An 18,294-nucleotide genomic window follows, 5' to 3' on the forward strand; every position below is an offset into this window, starting at 1 on the left:
ATAATACAAAATTTTTAATATAGGAATTATTTAGGGACTTTCTAAAGAAAAATTGAATGGGCGCTCCTAATACTAGATAGATTAAACTAAAAATTGTAAAAAATAACAAGAATGAAGCTAAATCAAAAGAGTCGAAAATAGAAAATGGAACCGTGTTAATAAAGTAAAACAAAAAAAGAGCAAGAAAAAAAGCTGAAGAAACAGAACAAATTAATAGTCTGATAAAAAAGTTGTTTATTAATTTCATGATAAACATAGTACCTCCTCCTAATTCCAATATTAGTAAGTTATACCTATATATAGTATAGATGTATATTGTTACAATTAATTATAGCATTACTACTATACATATATAGGTTTGTAATGAAAATTTAAAAAATAAAAGGAGGAAAAAATGTATAAAAAAAAGATTATTTTTACTTCAATTATAGCCTTAGGATTTGCTATGTCTCCCTTAATTGTTAGCGCTGACAATGATGTAACTGTTAAAACAAATGATAATAAGGTGATCTTAGAGTTAAGCCCTAAAAAGAACGAATACTATAAAATATACAAAGACGACCAGTTAGAATATAGTGGTACAAACAATAAATATACAGACTATATTGATCAATCACAAAAATATAAAATAGGAGTCTATTCAAATGGTAAACTAAACGAGGTACTCTCTGTTAAAGCGGCTGATAATAAACATAATATTTTTGAACCAACATCTATGAATACCGCAGAAAAAGAGGAATATATTGATAGCATAGTTCAAAATACAAGATTAGAAACTATCGTCACCTCTAATTCAGTAACTATACAATGGCCTAAACTTCCAGATGAAGATAATGTTTATGAAATATTCAAAAATAATGTAAAAATCGCTGAGACAACAGATCTACATTATGTTGATACTAATGTAGAGAGTGGCAAAGAATACAATTACATGCTAAAAATTAATAATGTTGTTTCTGAAGAAACTGCAGATTTAATAAAAAATGAAGCAATAAAAGAAAAAATAGTATTAACTGATGAAATGTTTGAATATGATGGCTCAATATCTACCCTAGTAGCAATACCATCCGTAGAGGAAGAGTCATTGACTGAAGATCCAATTATGGATCCTATCTTTGAAAAGGCAAAGGGTAGCGGCACTATTGGTACAAAAGCAATTCCTAAATCAAATGAGTTTTCATTTGATTACAGGACTTATATACCATTCAAGTCAGTTAAAAATCCAAATGTTTTAACTAATGATGACTATCCTTACTTAAAAGGAGATAATAGATCAAATCCTACTGCTTATTCTGACAAATACAGAACAGAAGCTAGAGTATATGCAATGTTAAGTCAACCAGCAGCAGTAACCTTATGGAAAAGTGTTTCAAAATCACATTATTGTACTGCTTCAAGCTGTTCATCACCAAAATCTCTTGGAACTGCATCGGATAGTGGAATTAAATTACTTAAACATAGAGTTAAAACTAATGACTTAATGTGGGCTGTGAATCATGCAGTGGGTGTTCCAAAAATTTCTGCTCCTAAAATTGATTATAATTATGTTGCTCAACTTTCTAATAAATCATTTATTGCTTATGGAAAACATGATAGAGCACCAAGTCATGAATTTTATATGAATTACCCAACTGGTAGCAAGAAAATTTATTCCCATCAAGTTACTAGTTCACTCGAATTTTTATTGCTTTTTGGTGTCGTACAAGGATCATGGAGTTTTGATATGTAATAATAAAACCATAAACTGTGCTCACTAGAAGGTGTATTGAAGCAAAGTTTTTACATCAAATAAAGTAAAAAAATGCGAGTATTAAAATTTTCTTCTCATAGCATGGGGTAGCGTCAGGAAAATGCGGTTTTGCAAAGCTAAACCTATTTTCCTGACGATTACCCCTTCTTTATCCTTATGATGATATATGGTTTATTTTCCCCTAGGGTATTGACTTATTCCCCAAAGAGGGGTAGCGTCAGGAAAATGCGGATTTACAACGTTAAGGAAATTTCAATATCAAAAAGCCTAATTTCTCAATTAACTGTGAAGAAACTAGGCTTTTTTCATTTCTCAATTAAAGCGCCTGATTGTAGAATATAATTTTCTTGTTGAACAGTATTTTTGTACTGTGCAGTAAAGAAATTCTATGTATAATTAAAGGACCTTTCTTTACTTTTTTTATTTAGAGCTTTCCCTCTTTATACTATATTCACCATATCATGGGAAAAAATTGCTTGTCTCTAATCTGCATTTGTCTCGATCAATAATACATTCTTTTTTACCGATACTCTTTTTTGCCCTACGAATTTAATGACGTGAAACAATCCATTATGAAGCTCCCCCTCTTGGAGTAAAACTTCGCCCATAAAAAGAAGCATATACTGCTGGATTAATCGAAATAGAAGACCTTAACGAAGAAAAGGAAAGGACTGAATGGAAAAAATTATTGCCGATGTTAATACAGAAGCAAAAACCTGAGAAGTCGATTCAAAACATTAGGGATACTATTGATTCAATTCCACCCCAAGGCGCTGAACCATTACTACAAACTAGTGTAGAAAAAGTAGATGTTTATGGAGATTAAGGAAATAGAAATTGGACTTAACATAATTTAACGAACTTCTAATTAAAAAAACGAGATTCAATCTCGTTTTTTCTACTTTTTGTAATGTTTTTTACTATCCACTCAACTAAATGTTTTACTCCAGTCGTGAACAGCACTACCTTCTACGTACCTTTCTGCATCTAGATTCTGCCATACAACCTGTACCTGCGGCTGTAATGGCTTGCCGGTATTTTTTATCTTGAACATCCCCACATGCAAAAACTCCAGGAATATTCGTTTCTGTTGTTCCAGACTTAACATTGATATAACCCGTTTCATCGGTTTCAATTTGACCATTTAAAAAACCGGTATTAGGTGTATGTCCAATCGCTACAAATATCCCATCTGTTTGTATCACTTCATCTTCTCCAGACTCATTATTCTTCACTTTTAAACCTGTAACGCCATTCCCTCCTGCCAAAACTTCGATAGGTGTTTTATTTAATTCCCAAGTAATCTTTGTATTTTCTCTTGCGCGGTCCTGCATAATTTTTGAGGCTCGGAGTTCAGTCCTTCTATGCACGATAATGACTTCATTTGCAAATTTAGTTAAAAAACTTGCTTCCTCCATCGCAGAGTCCCCACCGCCTACAATAATTACCTTTTTTCCTCTAAAGAAGAATCCATCGCAGGTTGCACAGGTACTCACTCCTCGCCCGATGTTTTCCTTCTCTCCAGGAATATTTAAAAGTTTAGCTGAAGCACCTGTTGAAAGGATGAGAGACTCTGTTACAATTTCTGCTTTTCCGTTTACTTGTAAGGTATACGGTTTTTTCGAAAAATCAACGTTAGTTACCCATCCTCTTTTAAACTCAGCTCCAAAACGTTCTGCTTGTTTTCTCATATTATCCATGAGTTCTGGTCCCATAATGCCATTAATAAAACCAGGAAAGTTTTCAACTTCAGTTGTTAGTGTTAATTGGCCGCCTGGTTGATCTCCTTCTATAACAATTGGTTTCATATTTGCTCTTGCTAAATAAATAGCAGCTGTTAAACCTGCAGGACCCGTTCCTAAAATAACGACTTTTTCCACGATTATATCCTCCACTGATTTTAATATTTTACGATTATCTTATCCCATCTTTTCTTTATTTACCCAAGGAGTAAAATAAAACTAAAAGGTAGGGAAGAGTTACTACACTAGCAATTCCATAACAATTAACCTAGTTCTCTAAACAGACCTTTATTACATATATATATTACTAGTGGATAACCAAAGAAAATAAAAAGATTGGTATGTAATGATATCCCTGTGTAAAATCTAGCCCCATAATAAGGAATAAATAAAAGGAAGTACGCCCCACATTGAGCATAAACTCCCTAATTAACAGATAGTGAGCCGTTAATCCAATATCACAATCCACCTCTGACTCGCAAGCTAGCTCCTTAATCTTTGTATAATGAATAACACTAACCGGGATCCATATTAGAGGTAAAGCAATTGCTGCCAATACATTAAAAATAATCAATGTTGAAAAACTCGGGAAAAATAAAAAAATAGTCATGACGGTCGCTAATATAGCACCTACATACGTTACCTTCATTCTACTTTTTACAAGTCGTGGACGGCTTATGAAAACAAGTGTTAAGATTCCTGTAATTGCAAATAATGTGTTTAACCATCCAACAATCGTTTCCTTCTGAACATATTGAAATAAGAGAATGCTGGATGCGAGTTGAATTATACTTTGAAAGAAACCAAAAGCCACTATAGAAACGAGAACAGCTTTATACTCCTTCCATATATCTTTATACCGTAAGGATGAAATATTGAAGTTGCTTTTATATTTTGGTGTAAATAAACTTATAATCACTTGAATAATCAACATAACAAATATTAATCGAAATGTTTCATTATAATCATAATAAAGAATTAAATAAGAAAATATTAATGGTGTTAAGACTGCGGTGATCCGGTTCATACCTTGCTCCATCCCCATAAAAAGTTGCCTATTTTCAGGGTTGGTTAATAATATTGAATAAAGATTAAATCCAGAATAATACAATCCTACAGCTGTACCATATAAAGTACCTAAAATGATAATATATCCTATTACATTCTCTTCTTTACTTATGAGTAATCCGAACACCGCTAGTAGAAAGGAAGAAGATAAAACAAACGTCATTCGACTATTCATCCACCTCATCGTATATGCCCCTATCATTGTTCCTATGAACACAGATACAAAAACCGAGGCATTGTATACTCCTATAGTAGAAAGACTTGCTCCTTGATTCCATAAAAAAATGTTTATATATAAGTTTGAAAAAGCTAACACACCTGAGAAGACGGTATTCATAAATAAAACAATAAAAATAGGATTTTTCATTATCAATTCACTCATTTCACGACTATTTTGTGTTATCTTCATGTCCGTTTTCTTTATTTTTCATGAATGTGTATACAAAATAGCCTCCACCAACAAAAATAACTACCCAAAAAATGGTCATAATTAATCCACCCATACCATAAAACATTATATTCTCCATTGTATTTTCCACTTGTATTCACCACCAAAAGAGTTGCTGAAGGCAACTCCAAAGTTATTTTATTCTCTTTTTTGCGCCACAAACTGAATAACATGTGACAAACCATTATGAAGTTCTCCTTCATTCCTTACAACCTCGCCCATAAAAAAGTGAACAATCCGCCAATCAAAAAAAACGCTTAAAAACTCTTCTGGTTTATAAAGTAGTTCTACGTTTTGTGGTCCTCCACTTTTGTATGGTAGCTGATAAACCGAATACACCTCTGAAATAAAATAACCACCTGGTTTAACTGCATCTTTAACACCTTCAAGTGTTTTTGTACGTAATGCCTCTGGAAAGTGACCAAAAATACAAATCAATTCATCCCACTGCTCTTTATCCCAGTTAGCTTCATTTAAGTCTACAAGCTTTGTTTGAACTGTTACATTTCTATCCTTGGCAAGCTTTTCTGTTTTAGCCAGTCCGGATTGCGCATAATCCCATGCAGTTACATTCATTCCTTGTTGCGCCAAGTAGACTGCATTTCTACCTTCTCCTTCAGCAATAGCCAATGCATCTCCTGATAGGTTTAATTTTTTATGGACATCCGCAAGAAATACGTTTGGATTAGTTCCATAAACATAATTCTCATTTTTAAATCGATCATTCCAGGAATTCATAGCTTGTTCTCCTTTGATTTAATTTTTTAGTCAATACTTTTTATTAATTGCTCCATCATTTCCTTATCCATCGGTCCGACAATTTTCTTTCGAACAATCCCCTGCGAATCAATTATATAACTTGTTGGGATCGTAAAAGCTTGATATGTTTCTCCTGTATCGCCTTTAGTATCAAGCAGTATTGGAAAAGTTAATCCATAATCTTTTACAAATTTTCCAATATCATTTGTGTTCTTTTCTGCAGTAGTTAAATTAACTGCTAAAATTTCTACATTTTCATTTTGTTGATCTAGATAAAATTCTTGCATATGAGGCATTTCAGCTTTACAAGGAGGACACCAAGTAGCCCAAAAATTTAAAATGACTTTCTTTCCTTTATAGTCAGACAGTTTTACTTCTCTTCCTTCTAAAGTCTGGAGTTGAAATTCAGGTGCCAAATTTCCTTCTTTTATTCCACTAATTAAATCATTATTTTCTATTCGATTGTTAAGGGAGGTTTCATCCATATTGTCTTTTTCTGAAAATGCATAGTCATATACTCCCCAACCTAAAAGACCAATCAAACCTACTAAGACGAGTATTTGTTTGTTCATAATCCCACTCCTTCAAAAATCGTGAATGTAGAGAGATAAGCACTGATCTTTTCCATTTGACCAGTGAATAATAACAATCCCATTATGATAAGGATTACTCCATTAACTAACGAAAGCTTTGGTAAAACCTTATTGATTCTTTTAATCACATTTAAAGAGTATGTCACAAGAAAAGATAACATGAGAAAAGGAATGCCTAGACCTAAGGCGTATATCCATAATAAAAACATGCCAGAATAAATCGTTTCAGTTGAACTAGCCAGTAATAAAATGGACGATAAAGCAAGTCCTACACAAGGTGTCCATCCTGATCCAAATGCTAAACCAAGGATAAATGATTTTAGAGAACTAGCTTTGGACTTCCTATTATAATCAAACCGTTTTTCAGTCATTAAAAACTTTATTTTAAACACACCAAGCATCTGTAACCCAAAAATAATGATGAGGAATCCCCCTATCATTTGAATTAATTTCTTATTATCTAAAAATATTTGTCCTACAACACTTGCTGAAGCTCCTAGTAACACAAATACAATACTAAATCCAAAGATAAAACTTATTGAACGAGAAAACAGGACACTCTTCTGGGTATTTACTTTTCCATCTTTTACTGAACCATCGGTTAAATGAGCAACATATGCAGGAATTAATGGAAACACACAAGGTGAAAAAAATGAAAGTACCCCTGCAGTTAATGCAAAAAATATTGTGATATTTTCCAATTCTTACCCACCTATCTTTCTACTGTAGTTTTCTATCCCAAAGGTAAAGAGACAAGATTATTAATCCTACAAAAAACCACTGCTCCATCGAGAAAATAAAAATCGTATTTTCATTGATTAGAACCAATGAGAGTATTATTTTGTAGAATGAAAATAAGACGATGACAGAAAAAAATGATTTATATGAGGATAGAATTTTTTGAACTAGAATGAGTATCAAATTAGTCAACGAATAAATGCCAAAAAGAACATGATAAATGAAATTATCCTCTACAAAGGTGGCGGATAAAAAGTGATAGACAGACAGCACTGAAAAACTAAATAGTAAGCCGTATTTCAAAGTAACTAGCATTGAAATATCTAATTTCCTTGCTTTATAAATAAAGTAGTAGATTGAAAAAATAATAGCTAAAATTAAGCCACTTCTTCCTCCTGTAAAATACAACAACGACAAAGGACTTTTTATTACTAATGAAGGTTCCGTAAGAAGTAAGCTACCTTTCCAAATAAAAAAGCCTAAAAACACGCTATTAGTTAATAAGTCAAATACTGCCTTATTATGTTCCCTATTCGGTAAGCGTAGGAGCAATACTTTTATAAAAACTATTCCAAATAGAATTGCCACTCCAAGAAGAAACCATTTAAGGAGAATCGTAAATGAACCGATTTGAATGATATCCATGGGTACCTCCAAAAAAATTGCTTGATGTTTACACAAAAAGGGGCTGTTTAGCCCCTCTTCTTAAAAGATTCTTTGAAACAAGACGATGACTCCTACCAGGAGCCAGACTAAAATCCCTGGTCATATGGGTGGGAAAAATGACCGTGATTTTTTGTTAGGAATTCCTCAACTACCTTTGCCACAGTTGTTATGATCTTTATTCATATTATCAGCCTACTCCATTACTTATTTTATAATTTCTCCCTGCCATTCTTGAATACCGCCACTTACACTTACAACATTACCATAACCATAGTCTTTTAAAATGTTTGCAGCTTGAAGACTTCGTTTCCCACTTCTGCACAATAGAACGATTTCCGCATCTTTAGAAAGACCTTTATAATCGGATTTTAATGTGCTTAGTGGAATGTTTTTCATCCCTTTAATATGACCTGCTTCATATTCATGGGGTTCACGCACATCAACAAAGATTATGTTACTTGATTTGGGATCCTGTAATTTTTGCTCCAACTCATTAATTGAAATTGTTTTAATGCTATTATTTTCAAACTGGGTATAGCCAAAATATAATACTAAAATGACAAGGGGTAGATATAATGCTATTGTTTTAATCTTCAAGGAAACTCCTGCTTTCAGATGTACTTATAGTGTAAGGACAATAAATTGCCCGCCACCCAATATGGTCTTGGTATAATCAATTTTGACATTATTAAAATATGGTTTACTTGTTTCATGTACTAAAAAACTTATGCCATCTTGTTCAATAATCTCATCATTTTCTAAAGCTGACTCTTCCAGAGCCAGACGAAGCTGAGGTCCCCCTCAACCAATGCCCATTGCAAGACGAATAAATGGTTTTTTTACATCTTTAACTTCTTGTTTTATTTTTGATATCGCAGCATCTGTAATTTTAATCAACGTTATTCCTCCTCAATATTTAAAAATGTACAAACAAATCCGCTGAAACTGCCTCATTTAAAACCCATTTAATGGGGACTTGCTCAGCTGGGTACTTAAATTGCGTATGGTCCTTTATATCTAAGTCCACCACATAAAATTTAACGCCAGATTCAACAGCTATCTCAAGTAAATCGTTAATTGAAGGTGCGTTAAAATCAGCTAGAGCATTAGACAAGTATTCAATTCCATCCGATGGAATAGGAATGTATTTTTGATCTAAAATGTTTACTCCTTTTCGTGAGAAGGCTAAGATCACATCAGCCCCGGATGAAGCAGCTCCAACAGCAACATTTAAAGGTGGGTAAGCAGACTCTAATTCATCATGAAGTGCTAAAACGACAACTTTTTTCGTATTCATGTTTAGTCCCCCTCTTAAAAACTTAAAACAGCATCAGCTTGGTAGGCTGTTTCTAAAAAGGTAACAACGCCCGCGAGTTCTGCCCCTTCTATTAATTCCAAACCATCAGCAATTAACACATTCATTTGACAACCATACAATTTAATTCCCGCATTTAAAGCCAAGTTAAAAAGTAAGGATAGATCTACTCCATGTGTTCTCGTCATTCTTTTTAAATAACGTTTATCTAAAACACGCGCTCCATCAAGATCAAAAAATATGGCGACTTCATTTTTTTGTTCAACCATTTCGATTGATTTCTTCAACACATAGGGAACATTTGAGCTTAACGATACAAAATAAACAAATTTCTTGTTCGTCATTATAACCCCTTCTTTCAAACCTACTATGAATACACTTTATTTTCCCCTGTTTTTACAAAATATCTAACCAAATCTTAACGGCAGTAGCTCCAATTAATAACGCTAAAATGACTTGCAACACTTTGGTATTTACTTTTTTTCCAGCCATTGCACCCAATGGGGAAGCAATTAAACTTGCAACGATCATAATAAAAGCTGGGAAGTAGTCAATTTGTCCGGTCGTAATTTTACCTACTGTCGCTCCGATTGATGAAATAAACGTAATCGCTAGAGAAGAAGCGATCGTCATTCTTGTTGGAATTTTTAATACCACTAACATGATTGGCACTAATAAAAAGGCTCCTGCTGCTCCAACGATCCCAGCCCCCACCCCTACAATAAGGGCTAATAGTGCTGCAAGCCATTTGTTAAATTTCACCTGATCTAATGGAATGTCGTCTATTCCCTTTTTCGGAATAAACATCATCACTGCTGCAATTAAGGCTAATATCCCATAAATTAAATTAATGCCTCCTTCAGACATTAACTTTGATCCAAATCCTCCAACAAAACTACCCACTAAAATACTAGCACCCATATACATAATTAACGTTTTATTTAAATATCCACCTTTTCGGTAAGCCCAAACTCCACCAATAGTTGCAAAGAATACTTGAATCGCACTTATGCCTGAAACTTCATGTGCAGTAAATGCTGCTAAGCCAAATAACGGTGGAATATATAATAACATTGGGTATTTAATAATAGACCCGCCGATTCCTAACATTCCTGAAACATATGATCCAATAAATCCTATTAAGAAAATCGTAATGATGAATCCAAAATCCATGGTGTTACCTCCTTTTGAAAAAAGGGAACCCTACATAGGCTCCCCTTATTTTTTAACCTTTTTTAATCCAAAATTTAAATACATCATTTTCTTCTTCATGCTTAATTAGTTCATGACCACCAGATTTTGCCCAAGCTGTTAGGTCGTTTTTAGCACCTTTATCAGTAGCATGAATTTCTAGAATTTCACCTGATGCTAATTCATTGATTGCCTTTTTTGTTTTTACAATTGGCATTGGACATGCTAATCCTTTTGCGTCTAATACTTTAGTTGCTTCCATTTCGTTATTCCTCCTAAAATAAGTTTTTATCGAACCGCACAACGGTTTGGTCCAATTTCCATTTCACGTTGTTTTTCATCATCTGGGTTAATTTTCCCCATGTTAGTTTCACGAATTTCTTGATACGCATTTGGTTGTGGTGGTAGGTTTTCTGTTACTAATTTTCTGAATTCATTTTCGTCCTCGATGTTTAGACCATGATTTTTTGCAAATAGTGTCCCTAATTTTTCTGATACACTACCATCGTCATTCAATTCATCAATGATCATAAAGTGCGCTGGTAGAACAACTAGTTCTTCTGAAAGCTCTCTGTAACGGATGTACAAACTTTCTCTTAAATCTGCTACCCAGTCTTCTGCCATCCCAGCTAAGTCTGGTCTGCCGATTGAATCGATGAATAGGATATCACCTGATAATAAGAACTGAGAATCCACAACAAACGATGTAGAACCAATTGTGTGACCTGGAGAATACAGGGCATGAATATCGATGGCAGTATTTCCGATTGTTACCACATTTCCATCTTCTAAAGGCTTATACTCAAATGTGACTTCTGTTGCATCCTTTGGTGGTAACCAATACGTAGCACCTGTTCTCTCAGCAATGACTCTTCCACCAGAAATGTGGTCAGCATGAAGATGCGTATCAAATACATGCGTAATTTTTGCACCAATTTCTTTTGCAAAATCAAGATAAATATCAGTCATACGAGTTGCATCGATGATAGCTGCTTCCCCATTTGAGACGACCATGTAAGATAGGCAGCCCTTACCGATACGAACGAACTGATACACTTCACCTCCATCGTTTAAGTCCCCGACCTTCACAGGCTCTAAGTACTCACTCCACGCTTTCATCCCACCTTGCAGGTAAGAAGCCGTTAATCCTTGTTCTGATAACATCTCTGCCACCATTAATGAAGATCCTTCTTTTGCACAAACGACTAAAACTTCTTGATTAGCCGGGATTTTATCTAAGATTCCTTCCACTCCATCCAGTAACTCGAAATACGGAATATTATAATAGTCGAAGTTTTCTCCTTCAATTTTCCAATCTTGAAAGTCACTTTCATTACGAACGTCTAGAATAAATAATGGTTCTTTATTAAATACTTTTTTTGTTACTTCTTTTGAAGTCATAGCCTTTACAGTCATATCATTTTACCCCCTATGGTATATTTAAATTCAAAAAAATAATTAATTTTTATTAAAACGTAAGAGTTACATCTGCATCTTTTGCAAATTCTAAAAAGGTTACAGCTCCACCCACTTCAATTCCATCCACAAATGCTTCCTTTTCTAATCCCATCACATCCATTGTCATTTGGCAACCAATGAATTTGACACCCATTTCTTGTGCCATTGCCACTAACTCAGGTATAGCTGGTACGTTTGCTTTTGCAAACCCTTCAGCAAAATGCTCTTTCCCCTCTGGCATTGGTAGTTGTGTGTATGCCTCTTTATGAATTAAGTTTAATCCTTCAAATGTAAAGAATATGGCAACTTCCTGATCAGATGCTGCTGCAGCTGTTGCGATATTAAAAACTTTATATGCATCAAATAATCCACCATTACTTGCTATAATTGCTACTTTACTCATTCTTAATTCCTCCTAGTTTCTTAATGCTAGCATTATATTATTTGGATCATAACCAACAACCCACTTGCCATTTACCTCTGTTTGAGGCACACCCAGTTGTCCGGTCTTTGCGACTAGTTGGTTCATAATCTCTGGGTTTTCTTCAACATTTACCTCTTTAAAAGGTATAGTTTGATCTGCCAAAAAGTTCTTTAGCATAACACAATACGGACAGCGTGTGGTTGTGTATACCGTTACTGTGCTCATATCAAATTTCCCCTCCTTATTTATTTAAACTATTGGTTTTGCCTGACCAAGCACTCATCCCTGGCACAACATTAATCACATTTGCAAAACCTTTTTCAGCTAATTTTTGAGCTGCGAGATCACTACGGTTTCCAGTTCGACACACCACATAAATCTCATCAGCTGTATTAAGCTCTGAAAGACGATCCTCTAACTCTCCTAACGGAATAGAGATGGCGTTTGGAATATGGTTGAATGCGTACTCCGCTGCTTCTCTAACATCGAGAACAACAATATTCTCGTTAACATCTAGTTTTTTCTCCAACTCTTCATTGCTTGTGATGTTAGGATGTTTTCTTTCAATTGTTCCATCATTGGAAGATTTTCTAAGGTAATGCTTTAACACATCTCCTTGTTCAATTGTGCCTAGATACTGATGTCCAGCGCTTTTTGCCCATGCTTCAAGGTCAGCTTTTGACCCTTTATCTGTTGCTTGAACCTCTAAGACTTGACCAGATTGTAACTCATTCATTGCCTTTTTTGTTTTGACGATAGGCATTGGGCAAGCTAGGCCCTTTGCATCTAATAAAAGATCTGTTTTTAATGAATTCATAATATAAAAACCTCCTGTTTATTACCCTTACGAGTATATTGACTTCTAAAAAAAATCACCTTATTTTGTTTCGCCTTCCCACGCAAGCATTCCGCCTGTCATGTTGGTTACCTTAAACCCATGACTTTCAAGAAATTGACAGGCGCGACCACTACGTGCACCAGAACGACAAACCATGATATAGTCTTGAGACTTATCTAATTCATGCATACGGAATTCTAATAACCCTAGTGGAATGTGGATCGCTCCTGGGATTTTCCCAGTTTCAACTTCATCCACTTCACGAACATCAATCAAGTTTAATGGTTGACCTTCTACTAACGATGTTTCCACTTCTTTTGCTGTTAGTTGTTTCATTTTCTCTCCTCCTTTTTATCTCCAGGCACTCATACCACCTTTTACATTTGTCACGTTCGTAAATCCTAATTTTTTTAATATTTTAGTAGCATTTTGACTTCTCATTCCACTTTGACAAATAACAACTACTTCTTTGTCTTTTGATAGTTCCTTCTCCGCTTTTTGCGCAAGTTGTTGGAGTGGGAGATTTTTAAATCCTTTAATGTTTCTTCCCTTAAACTCCCCAGGAGTACGTACATCAACAAATTGTTTATTCCTATCTTTTAATTCATTCTTTAAATCTGTTGTTGAAATCTGTCTAACACCTTTAGCCGGGATGATTCGTTTAATGATAAATAACAGAAAGAGTCCAATGATTAAATAATTTAGATATTCCAAACTTACTCCCTCCTTTTATGTAGGGGATAATCCCCCTAACGTGTTTAGATAAATAGGTTTACATTTCCATCTTCTGCATCAGCTAAATATGCAGCTACACCTGCATACTCGATATTATCTAAAAGTTCTTCTTTTTGAAGTCCTAATAAATCCATTGTCATCGTACAAGCAACGAGCTTAACATCTTGTTCTTTTGCCATTTCAATTAAGTCTGAAAGTGGCATTGCATTATGCTTTTTCATTACATCTTTAATCATTTTAGGACCGAAACCTGCAAAGTGCATTTTTGACAGACCCATTTTTTCAGCACCTCTTGGCATCATTTTGCCAAACATCTTTTCCATGAAACCTTTTTTCACTTCAATATCTTCATCCTTACGTAGAGCATTTAATCCCCAAAATGTGTGGAAAATAGTTACTTCATGATCATAGGCAGCTGCCCCGTTTGCAATAATATAAGCAGCCATTGCTTTATCATAATCACCACTAAATAATACGATTGTTGTTTTTTTTGTTTCTGTCATGTTTGTTCCTCCTCTTGTTGTTTACCCATTAGGGTATTTTTCTGTATAAAAAATTTTCCTTTTACCTTTACCCCTATGGGTATAATATTATTAAAAATAAAAGAGAGTGTCAACCCCTTTATTTCTATCTACTTCTTACAAGCAGATTGACAGCTTCTTTTAATAGTTCTTCTGTATTTTTCTCACCAATTTCTTCGGCGTTACGAACACATTCCACTAAATTTGAACTGACGACAACTCCAATCGTCCGATCAATCGCTGTTCTTGCTGCAGACAACTGAGTAATAACATCTTTGCAGTCTTTATTTTCTTCCATCATTCTCAAAATTCCTCTAAGTTGTCCTTCAATGCGCTTTACTCTGTTTTTCATTTGGTCGTTGTATTCCATCTGTTTTCCCCCTTAACAATAACTTTCTTTATTTAATTGATTTTCCTTTAATACTGTTTGTGTTTGATTTGTAATTAAATAGCCAACGACCTTAAAATCTCTTTTGCGTAAGAAACGAATCGCTAGATTCCTTTCAAGGCGGTTTGATGCCACTACAATCAAGTCACTTTTTGGGATTTCTGAATAAAACCTATTAAGGTATGCCACTGGAACATTGATGGCTCTTTCTATTGGGCTGTTATGAGACTCAATATAATCTCTTACATCTACGACTATTGATGTTCCCATATCAACGTGATTAGTTATATTTTCAACCCTAAAAACGGGAAAATGTCTTTTAAAAAGAGCAACAATAATGGCACTCATTATTATAGCAACTATCATATGCTGTCTCCTTTACTAATAAAAAAAGGAATGTCTTACAACGTTTATATTATACCCATTAGGGTATATTGTCAATACCTTTAAATTTATTTCTTTTTAACTTTGTAAGAATAATTTTGATTTATCAGATACCCTTCTTTTATTTGTGGATATATACCATTGATAACAAAAAATGAAGATTAGAAATATATCGATCACATCTCCACCATAATACATTAGCACTCCACCCATCTCGGCTTGGGAAATTGGTACACTCTTTGGGGGATGGGCATAAATATACTTTGATAGAATACCGTGGATGCCTGAGGCGATTATTAAAACAATAGAACGATAGAGGAAACTTGTTCTATGGGCAACTGGATCAATATAGATCATGGATACTGTAAAAAGGTATCCTGCTATGAATACATGAACGTGTATAAAGACATAAAGATATAAATTCCCGTGCATTTGTGCGTATAAGTCCGTTGTATAGAGTACCCATAGTCCTCCAATATTTAGAAGCGATGCGATAAAAGGATCACTTACAATGCGGACCGGGTAACTTTTTAATATCTGTGTAAACCGTCGTGCTAATTTCACAGACAGAGTTCTTAAAAAAAGCGTCATCGGTGCAGAAAGCGCAATAAGTAGAGGTCCTAACATCCCAAGAAATAAATGACCTAGCATGTGTATTTTAAGATCCATATGGGCTTGTTCAGCTACCGGTCCCACTACAGCAAGTGCTACAAACAGAACCCCTAAAAGCCAAGATAACGTTCGGTATGGCGACCATTTTTTATGCTTTCGATTGGATAAAACAACTCCCATTATATAAAGAATAATCATTAACACAAATACCAAAATGAAGAAATAATCTAAATAACTATAACCGGAACTATCAATGTGATTGTGATCCACTAAGAATTTCCTCCCCTTGGGATAATTGCTTTCTTGTGCGAAATACGAGAATCACCCCAACAATAATGAGTGCTACAGCAACTAAATTCCACACTAAGTCGTAAGGAAGTATTTCTACATTGTAACGAATCTGATGTATTCTCATGAACTTGTGTTGGATGATACCATCATACAAATTAAAGCCTCCAGCCCCAAGCAATATTCCTCCCCACCATCTTGCAAGCCAAAAAGCATTTCTGCGGCGAAGGTCTGCAAACATAAAAGCTGAAAAGATGGTCGCAAACCAACTAAAAGCATGAAACAGACCATCCGAAACTAGTCCAATATCAGTTGTTGATTTATCATAGAAGTGATGCCAGTGTAGTAGTTGATGAAAAACCGTTTCATCAATAAAAGCTACAAGACCAAGCCCAAATAAAAAGCCACCAAATAAATTGCGATTCGCAAAAATAAACTTTTGTTTTGAGTTTTTAATAATATTCATCCATTTCCCTCCTATATGTTCATATTTAATTATTTTGTCCATTCAACCATTACTTTTAAACAATAGGTGATGAAGAAGGATTTTGATTCTGTTTTCATAATAAAAGAACACTCATAAAGTCACGAGTGTTCTATAAAAAATAACCCAATATCAGCTTTTATTTAGTATCTTCTTTAATGCTTCCTTCTCTTCAAATATTTCTGTTGCAGTCCTAACGCCAAGTCTCCTTATCAGTGGTAATGGAGGACACCACCCCTGTAAAGAATGTTGGATCATAAATACACTTGTTATTCCTGACAATGCCATCCATTTTTTATTGCTTAATAATCCAAGTAAAGATGATATCAATACAATTGATGCAAAGTTAAGTTCTAAAACTCTTTCGGTATCCCATTCATAATTTAATTCTTTAATACGTTTATCTATTTCTTTTTCAGTTTTCCCGTAGTAATTGTTGATATTATGTGCAGTTTTTCGTTCTATATCATTATTGATTCTATCATCTGTGTTTAACTTTACTTTAGTCGTAGTTGGTGGAAATAGATCTCTCATACATTCCCATCCTCTCGTTGATTGGTATATAAACCCATTGAGTTTTTTAAATAAATCTTCTACAATACCTAGTATAACAATAGGAATTAATGGGTATAGGAGGAACCTAATATGAAACGTTTTTTCAAATCTTTTTTCAATGAAAAATGCCCTACTTGTAATAAAAATTTAGTCAGCGATAAAACGAACTCATTACTCTCAATTGTAATCAAATCATGTCCAGATAATCATTTTCAAAAGGAATATCATCCTGCACTTGAGACATACGTTGAAAGTAATAAGGTCTCTTAAAATAAAATATCAGACCAAATTTTAATTGAAGTAGCTAATATGAGTAATGCCAAAATCCATTGTAGGATTTTGGTATTTATTTTTTTACCAAAATTAGCACCAAGTGGCGAAGCGATTAGGCTTGCTACAACCATGATTAACGCTGGATAATATTCGACTTGACCTGTTGTAATTTTCCCAACAGTTGCACCAATAGACGAGATAAACGTAATAGCTAAAGAGGTCGCTATCGTCATTCTAGTTGGAATTTTCAGCACTACGAGCATGATAGGAACTAAAATGAACGCACCAGCAGCACCAACAATTCCCGCACCCACCCCAACAATTAATGCAAGAACAGCTGCGAGCCATTTATTAAACTTCACCTGATCATGTGGGATCTCATCGATTCCTTTTTTAGGTAAGAACATCATCACAACGGCGATTAAAGCTAGAATTCCATATACAATGTTAATTCCACTTTCGGTCATGAGCTTTGAGCCATATCCACCAATAAAACTACCAATTAATATGGCAACACCCATGTATATAATTAACGTTTTATTCAAGTACCCTCCTTTTCTATAAGCCCATACTCCCCCTATTGTGGCGAAAAAAACTTGTACGGCGCTAATTCCAGATACCTCATGTGCACTAAATGCAGCTAATCCAAACAGTGGTGGAATGTATAAAAGCATGGGATATTTAATAATCGATCCACCAATTCCTACCATTCCGGATATGAAGGATCCAATAAAACCGATAAGGAATATAACCACGATAAATCCAATATCCACTTTCTTTTTCCTCCAATCAAAGGGGGAGGGTAACCGTTTAAAGGTACCTTCCCCTAAATTCTATCCTTTTTTTAACCAGAACTTATAAACACCATTTTCTTCTTCATCTTTTAGCAATTCGTGTCCACCCGATTGTGCCCATGCAGTCAAGTCATTTTTTGCCCCTTTATCTGTTGCATGAATCTCAAGGATCTCTCCTGAACTTAATGAATCCATTTCCTTTTTTGTTTTTACAATTGGCATTGGACAAGCTAGCCCTTTTGCATCTAATACTTTTGTTGCTTCCATCTC

27 protein-coding genes and 1 pseudogene are annotated in these 18,294 nt (G+C 34.5%); 2 read left to right on the forward strand and 26 right to left on the reverse strand.

Features of this window, described 5'->3' with window-relative positions; translation table 11 throughout:
• Positions 1-394: 394 nt before the first annotated feature.
• Positions 395-1,729 carry a hypothetical protein gene (locus ACTQ5K_RS05595; protein WP_016204248.1) on the forward strand — a complete coding sequence of 445 codons (1,335 nt, stop codon included), beginning with the start codon at positions 395-397 and terminating at the stop codon, positions 1,727-1,729.
• 949 nt (positions 1,730-2,678) lie between these two features.
• Here ACTQ5K_RS05595 and trxB read toward each other — a convergent pair.
• The 24 genes and pseudogenes from trxB to ACTQ5K_RS05715 form a co-directional block, all read right to left on the reverse strand.
• Positions 2,679-3,630 (reverse strand): annotated as a pseudogene (gene trxB, locus ACTQ5K_RS05600) (thioredoxin-disulfide reductase).
• A gap of 169 nt (positions 3,631-3,799) precedes the next feature.
• The gene (locus ACTQ5K_RS05605) at positions 3,800-4,969 is read right to left on the reverse strand and encodes an MFS transporter (RefSeq protein WP_016204384.1); all 1,170 of its coding nucleotides are present in this window, start codon (positions 4,967-4,969) and stop codon (positions 3,800-3,802) included.
• Positions 4,950-5,099 carry a hypothetical protein gene (locus ACTQ5K_RS05610; protein ID WP_019380829.1) on the reverse strand — a complete coding sequence of 50 codons (150 nt, stop codon included), beginning with the start codon at positions 5,097-5,099 and terminating at the stop codon, positions 4,950-4,952. Before ACTQ5K_RS05610 ends, ACTQ5K_RS05605 begins: the two co-directional genes overlap by 20 nt.
• 47 nt (positions 5,100-5,146) lie before the next feature.
• Complete coding sequence (locus tag ACTQ5K_RS05615; protein ID WP_016204385.1) at positions 5,147-5,746, reverse strand: class I SAM-dependent methyltransferase; 600 nt, start codon at positions 5,744-5,746, stop codon at positions 5,147-5,149.
• A gap of 26 nt (positions 5,747-5,772) precedes the next feature.
• Complete coding sequence (locus ACTQ5K_RS05620) at positions 5,773-6,339, reverse strand: peroxiredoxin family protein (protein WP_016204386.1); 567 nt, start codon at positions 6,337-6,339, stop codon at positions 5,773-5,775.
• A complete protein-coding gene (locus ACTQ5K_RS05625; RefSeq protein ID WP_019380828.1) occupies positions 6,336-7,061 on the reverse strand; it encodes a cytochrome c biogenesis CcdA family protein in 726 nt (241 codons plus the stop codon). The genes ACTQ5K_RS05620 and ACTQ5K_RS05625 overlap by 4 nt, the downstream gene beginning before the upstream one ends.
• Before the next feature lie 19 nt (positions 7,062-7,080).
• A complete protein-coding gene (locus ACTQ5K_RS05630; RefSeq protein ID WP_016204387.1) occupies positions 7,081-7,743 on the reverse strand; it encodes a hypothetical protein in 663 nt (220 codons plus the stop codon).
• 225 nt (positions 7,744-7,968) lie between these two features.
• Positions 7,969-8,361: a rhodanese-like domain-containing protein gene (locus ACTQ5K_RS05635; RefSeq protein ID WP_019380827.1), complete on the reverse strand. Its 393-nt coding sequence runs from the start codon at positions 8,359-8,361 to the stop codon at positions 7,969-7,971.
• 319 nt (positions 8,362-8,680) lie between these two features.
• Positions 8,681-9,061 (reverse strand): peroxiredoxin family protein, encoded by a 381-nt coding sequence (locus tag ACTQ5K_RS05640; protein ID WP_016204390.1) that lies wholly within the window; start codon positions 9,059-9,061, stop codon positions 8,681-8,683.
• A gap of 14 nt (positions 9,062-9,075) precedes the next feature.
• Positions 9,076-9,423, reverse strand: a complete 348-nt coding sequence (locus ACTQ5K_RS05645; RefSeq protein WP_016204391.1) for a DsrE/DsrF/DrsH-like family protein — start codon at positions 9,421-9,423, stop codon at positions 9,076-9,078.
• A 52-nt stretch (positions 9,424-9,475) separates the two neighbouring features.
• Positions 9,476-10,252, reverse strand: coding sequence for a sulfite exporter TauE/SafE family protein (locus ACTQ5K_RS05650; protein WP_016204392.1), 777 nt, complete (start codon positions 10,250-10,252; stop codon positions 9,476-9,478).
• Positions 10,253-10,304: 52 nt separating this feature from the next.
• Positions 10,305-10,532: a sulfurtransferase TusA family protein gene (locus ACTQ5K_RS05655; RefSeq protein WP_016204393.1), complete on the reverse strand. Its 228-nt coding sequence runs from the start codon at positions 10,530-10,532 to the stop codon at positions 10,305-10,307.
• A 26-nt stretch (positions 10,533-10,558) separates the two neighbouring features.
• Positions 10,559-11,686: an MBL fold metallo-hydrolase gene (locus tag ACTQ5K_RS05660; protein ID WP_016204394.1), complete on the reverse strand. Its 1,128-nt coding sequence runs from the start codon at positions 11,684-11,686 to the stop codon at positions 10,559-10,561.
• A 52-nt stretch (positions 11,687-11,738) separates the two neighbouring features.
• On the reverse strand, positions 11,739-12,131 hold the full coding sequence (locus tag ACTQ5K_RS05665) for a DsrE/DsrF/DrsH-like family protein (RefSeq protein ID WP_016204395.1): 393 nt from the start codon (positions 12,129-12,131) through the stop codon (positions 11,739-11,741).
• 12 nt (positions 12,132-12,143) lie between these two features.
• A complete protein-coding gene (locus ACTQ5K_RS05670) occupies positions 12,144-12,377 on the reverse strand; it encodes a glutaredoxin family protein (RefSeq protein ID WP_016204396.1) in 234 nt (77 codons plus the stop codon).
• A 16-nt stretch (positions 12,378-12,393) separates the two neighbouring features.
• Positions 12,394-12,969 (reverse strand): sulfurtransferase TusA family protein, encoded by a 576-nt coding sequence (locus ACTQ5K_RS05675; protein WP_016204397.1) that lies wholly within the window; start codon positions 12,967-12,969, stop codon positions 12,394-12,396.
• A 60-nt stretch (positions 12,970-13,029) separates the two neighbouring features.
• Positions 13,030-13,326, reverse strand: a complete 297-nt coding sequence (locus ACTQ5K_RS05680) for a rhodanese-like domain-containing protein (protein ID WP_016204398.1) — start codon at positions 13,324-13,326, stop codon at positions 13,030-13,032.
• 15 nt (positions 13,327-13,341) lie between these two features.
• Positions 13,342-13,704: a rhodanese-like domain-containing protein gene (locus ACTQ5K_RS05685; protein ID WP_016204399.1), complete on the reverse strand. Its 363-nt coding sequence runs from the start codon at positions 13,702-13,704 to the stop codon at positions 13,342-13,344.
• Positions 13,705-13,748: 44 nt separating this feature from the next.
• Positions 13,749-14,228: a DsrE/DsrF/DrsH-like family protein gene (locus ACTQ5K_RS05690; RefSeq protein ID WP_016204400.1), complete on the reverse strand. Its 480-nt coding sequence runs from the start codon at positions 14,226-14,228 to the stop codon at positions 13,749-13,751.
• 124 nt (positions 14,229-14,352) lie between these two features.
• Entirely contained in the window at positions 14,353-14,616 is a 264-nt protein-coding gene (locus ACTQ5K_RS05695; RefSeq protein WP_016204401.1) for a metal-sensitive transcriptional regulator, read from the reverse strand.
• A gap of 12 nt (positions 14,617-14,628) precedes the next feature.
• Positions 14,629-15,000, reverse strand: coding sequence for a rhodanese-like domain-containing protein (locus ACTQ5K_RS05700; protein ID WP_016204402.1), 372 nt, complete (start codon positions 14,998-15,000; stop codon positions 14,629-14,631).
• A 96-nt stretch (positions 15,001-15,096) separates the two neighbouring features.
• Complete coding sequence (locus ACTQ5K_RS05705; protein ID WP_016204403.1) at positions 15,097-15,900, reverse strand: cytochrome c oxidase assembly protein; 804 nt, start codon at positions 15,898-15,900, stop codon at positions 15,097-15,099.
• Positions 15,881-16,384, reverse strand: coding sequence for a DUF2243 domain-containing protein (locus tag ACTQ5K_RS05710; RefSeq protein ID WP_016204404.1), 504 nt, complete (start codon positions 16,382-16,384; stop codon positions 15,881-15,883). The genes ACTQ5K_RS05705 and ACTQ5K_RS05710 overlap by 20 nt, the downstream gene beginning before the upstream one ends.
• A 150-nt stretch (positions 16,385-16,534) precedes the next feature.
• A complete protein-coding gene (locus ACTQ5K_RS05715) occupies positions 16,535-16,936 on the reverse strand; it encodes a DUF2892 domain-containing protein (RefSeq protein ID WP_016204405.1) in 402 nt (133 codons plus the stop codon).
• A 111-nt stretch (positions 16,937-17,047) separates the two neighbouring features.
• On the opposite strand from ACTQ5K_RS05715, the gene ACTQ5K_RS05720 reads away from it, so the two are divergent.
• Positions 17,048-17,227 (forward strand): hypothetical protein, encoded by a 180-nt coding sequence (locus ACTQ5K_RS05720; protein ID WP_016204406.1) that lies wholly within the window; start codon positions 17,048-17,050, stop codon positions 17,225-17,227.
• Here the strand turns inward: ACTQ5K_RS05720 and ACTQ5K_RS05725 are convergent.
• Together ACTQ5K_RS05725 and ACTQ5K_RS05730 are read right to left on the reverse strand one after the other, a co-directional pair.
• Positions 17,224-18,003: a sulfite exporter TauE/SafE family protein gene (locus ACTQ5K_RS05725; protein WP_019380822.1), complete on the reverse strand. Its 780-nt coding sequence runs from the start codon at positions 18,001-18,003 to the stop codon at positions 17,224-17,226. The two genes, ACTQ5K_RS05720 and ACTQ5K_RS05725, sit on opposite strands and share 4 nt — an antisense overlap.
• Before the next feature lie 60 nt (positions 18,004-18,063).
• A complete protein-coding gene (locus ACTQ5K_RS05730; protein WP_016204409.1) occupies positions 18,064-18,291 on the reverse strand; it encodes a sulfurtransferase TusA family protein in 228 nt (75 codons plus the stop codon).
• Between the last annotated feature and the right edge of the window lie 3 nt (positions 18,292-18,294).

The sequence above is a fragment of the Niallia sp. Sow4_A1 genome (genome assembly GCF_052116745.1).
GTDB classification, from domain to species: Bacteria; Bacillota; Bacilli; order Bacillales; family Cytobacillaceae; genus Niallia; species Niallia hominis.